This is a genomic window from Actinoalloteichus spitiensis RMV-1378 (assembly GCF_000239155.1).
GTDB lineage: Bacteria > Actinomycetota > Actinomycetes > Mycobacteriales > Pseudonocardiaceae > Actinoalloteichus_B > Actinoalloteichus_B spitiensis.
The window spans coordinates 1-3,590 of the sequence record NZ_AGVX02000461.1 but is presented as its reverse complement, the minus strand read 5'-3'; the positions used below and the strand labels follow the sequence as shown (position 1 = coordinate 3,590).

Sequence of the window (3,590 nt, the reverse complement as noted above, 5' to 3'; positions counted from 1 at the left end):
CTGTCGCGTTCGGGGGCCGCGTCTTGGCCTCGCCAGATCCGTGTCAGGTCCGAGCTGCTCAGTGTGTTGCTGTTTTCAACGCCCGGGAACGCTACCAGGCGGAAATCCTCGCCCCCACAGGGGGTCCGGCTCTCCGACCGACTTCGTTCCACGGCCCGCACGCCGTGGCGCACCGACCGTTCTTCAGGTGTCAACCCCGCGCCAGGCACGCGTCGAACCCGCCACGAGGGTCCTGGTTCGTCACGCACAAGCGAGATCCCGGCTTTCGCCGCTGATCTTCACTGGGGGGGAGCAACGACTCTAGCCGGTCCGGATTCGCGGTGTCAAGTCCCGACGTCCGCTCGTCCCGTCTCGTTGTTCCGGGAAGGAACTCTAGCACCCGCCGTGCCGCCCCGCTGATCACCCTCTCCCACCGGCGTGGCGCGTGGTCACCGACGGCGGCTCGGTGGGTGCCCGTGGCCGCCGGGCACCCACCGTTCCCCGCTCGTCAGGCCGGTACCGGCGCGGGTGCGGGCGGACCGACGTACCGCGCGGCCGGCCGGATGATGCTGGGCTCCTCGGCCTGCTCCAGCAGGTTCGCGCACCAGCCGATGACCCGGCTCGTCGCGAACGTCGGGGTGAACATCGCCCGGGGCAGGCCGCACAGCTCCATGACCACTCCCGCGTAGAACTCGACGTTGGCGTGGAGCCGGCGCTCCGGCTTCAGCTCCGCGAGGAGCTCCACGACCCGGGTCTCCACCCGCGCGGCGAAGTGCGCGAGGTCGCCACCCAGTTCCAGCGCGGTCCGCCGCAGCATCACCGCCCGAGGATCGGCCGTCCGGTACACGGGGTGCCCGAAACCCATGATCCGGTCGCCCGCCTGGACACGGCCCCGAACCCAACCGTCGATCCGGTCCGGCGAGCCGATCTCGTCGAGCGCGTCCAAGGCACGGTCCGGCGCGCCACCGTGCAACGGGCCGGAGAAGGCCCCGACGGCCGCGACCACCGCCGCCACGAGATCAGCCCCCGTGGAGGCCACCACCCGACCGGTGAAGGTCGACGCGTTGAACCCGTGGTCCACCGTCGACACCAGGTAGCGGTTGATCGCCGCGACCTTGTCCTCCGCCGGCACCTCCCCGGTCACCTGGTGCAGCCAGCTCGCCGCGGCGGAGAGGTCCTGGCGCGGCTCCAGCGGTTCGAGCCCCGCCCCGAGGCGGTACAACGCGGCCAGGATGGTCGGCGTCACGGCAGCCACCCAGAGCGCGTCCGCCCGCCGCCGCTCCCGACCCGAATCCCACAGCGGCCGCACCCCCCGGACCGCTCCCGCGAGGGACAGGGCGGCCCGCAGCCCGGCGAGCAGATCACCCCGGCTGGACCGGGCGATGGCGGGCAGCACGGCGAGCACTTCCCCCGGGAGCCGCCGGAGCGGCGCCACCTCCTCGACGAACGCCGCGCGCTCCGCGGCGTCGGGCAGCCTCCCCTCCACGAACAGGAACCACACGTCCTCCAGGCTCCTCGTCTCGGCCAGCTCGACGGCCGAGTACTCGCGGTAGTGGTAGAAGCCCTCCTCGCCCCGGACGTCCCCGAGCGTGGTCGACGTGACGACGACCCCGCGCAGGCCTGGCGGCACCTCGCTGGGCCTGATGGTGTCTCGCGGCGAGTTGGTCGTTGATCCGGACATCGGCACCTCCTTGTGTGCCCGCCACTGTCAGCAGACGTCGCGATATCGTCAACGTTGATTCAGTCAATGTTGACGATAGGAGGTCCGAGGTGACCGGACGGACCGGGCACGACGCGAACGAAGCAGGTCAGGATGGTGTGCGACATCACCTGACCACCGCGCAGGTGGCGGACCGGCTCGGCGTCCGGCAGGAGACCGTGTACGCCTACGTCAGCCGGGGGCTGCTCACGAGCCACCGGGAACCGGGACGCCGGGGCAGCAGGTTCAGCGTCGCCGAGGTGGAGGCGCTCGCCGGCGCGGGCCGCGAACGGCGCACCAGCACCGGCGTCCTGGAACGCATCCGCACCGAGATCACCCTGCTCGCCGACGACCGGCTGTACTACCGGGGCAGGGACGCCGTCGACCTCGCCGCCTCGTGTTCGGCCGAACAGGTCGCCAGGTTGTTGTGGACGGGGAACCTGGCCGACCACCGCCCCTTCGCCGCCCCCGACGACCTGGTGCGCTCCGCGAGGCGGACGGACCGGACACTGCCCCCCACCGCCCGGCTGACGGACCGGATCCGGGTGCTGCTGACGACCGCCGCCCTCGCCGACCCCCTCCGCTTCGACCTCGACGAGGGCTCGGTGACCAACCGGACCGAGACCCTGATCGGTGTGCTGGTGCGTGCCCTGCCCCTGGTGCCTGGAGCGAAGGAGTCCCACTCGGCCGCGCTGGCCGACCAGCTCTGGCCCCGGCTCACGGCCGAGGACCCCACCGAGGAGGCGGTCGACCACCTGCGCGCCGCGCTCGTCCTGCTGGCCGACCACGATCTCGCCGCATCGACGCTGGCCGCTCGCCTGGCCGCCAGCACCCGGGGCCCCCTCTACTCGGTCGTCTCCGCCGGGCTGGGGGCCGTCGAGGGGACCGCGCACGGCGCGGCCAGCGGAGTCGCGTACCGGTTCCTCCGGGAGGCCCTCGACGACACCCTCGGCGCGCTCGCCGACCGGCTGCGGACGGAGTCGGCCCTGCCCGGTTTCGGGCACCGCGTCTACACCGGCCGGGACCCCCGCGCGGAGGCCCTGTTGGGCCGGCTCCGGAGGTCGGCGGAGGGTTCGCCGCGTCTCGCGCAGGCCGTCGACGTGGTGGACACCATCGCCGACCGGCTGCGGGACCGGCCACGCGGGTTCCCCAACATCGACCTGGCGTTGGCGGCGATGCAGCACGGGTACCGGATGCGGGCCGACGCGGGCGAGGCGGTGTTCGCGGTCGCCCGGATCGCGGGGTGGGTCGCGCACGCGTTGGAGGAGTACCGGGAACCCGGGGTCCGGTTCCGGCCCGCCGGCGTGTACGTCGGTCCGCCGCCCACCCCGAACGCGCCCACCGACCACCGGTAGGCGCGTGGCCGGGGGCCCCGGCCCGGGAGCTCCCCGGCCCTGCCCCGTCGTGCCTGGTCGCGGCCTTGCCGCCCCGGTGGACCCCGCTCGCGCCGGCGCCGCTGCCGGCCCAGCCCCTCCAGCGTTCACGCCGCCGGCCCGTACCTGGAAAAAGACCCCCGACGCGGAAGTGCTGCTCCGTTCCAGCGATGTCCGGGCAGGTGTCGGATCTGGGCGTGCCGGTCCGGTTCCACTGTCCCTGCCCGACGCGCGTCGGGCCGCTCCCGGTAACCGGGAGACGCGTTCGTCAGGTCAGGAGGAACAGATGCGTACTCGTGTCACGCTGGTGGCCGCCGTGGTCGCCGCCCTGCTCGGCGGCACGACGGTGGCGGCGGCGGCCGTTCCCGCCGAGAACACGACCACCGCCGTCGCCCCGACGCAGATGCGGTGCGGCGACAACTTCACGGACACCCGGCTGGGGACCACCGTCATGCGCGACCTCACCTACTACAACTGCGGCACCACCACGGTGTGGCGCAAGGCGACCGGCTACCCGCCGGCGAGCTGCCGGCAGATCG

3 protein-coding genes are annotated in these 3,590 nt (G+C 73.3%); 2 read left to right on the top strand and 1 reads right to left on the bottom strand.

Features of this window, described 5'->3' with window-relative positions:
* Nucleotides 1-487 precede the first annotated feature (487 nt).
* Nucleotides 488-1,660 (bottom strand): citrate/2-methylcitrate synthase, encoded by a 1,173-nt coding sequence (locus ACTIDRAF_RS0219105; RefSeq protein ID WP_016700330.1) that lies wholly within the window; start codon nt 1,658-1,660, stop codon nt 488-490.
* 89 nt (nt 1,661-1,749) lie between these two features.
* On the opposite strand from ACTIDRAF_RS0219105, the gene ACTIDRAF_RS0219100 reads away from it, so the two are divergent.
* Complete coding sequence (locus ACTIDRAF_RS0219100; RefSeq protein ID WP_016700329.1) at nt 1,750-3,033, top strand: citrate/2-methylcitrate synthase; 1,284 nt, start codon at nt 1,750-1,752, stop codon at nt 3,031-3,033.
* Between the two features lie 304 nt (nt 3,034-3,337).
* Nucleotides 3,338-3,590, top strand: a 253-nt coding sequence (locus ACTIDRAF_RS29825; protein ID WP_157163140.1) for a hypothetical protein, incomplete at its 3' end; no start/stop codon positions are given.

Coding starts and splice junctions, on each gene's coding strand:
- ACTIDRAF_RS0219105 (WP_016700330.1), bottom strand. CDS start 1,660: ATGTCCGGATCAACGACCAACTCGCCGCGAGACACCATCAGGCCCAGC.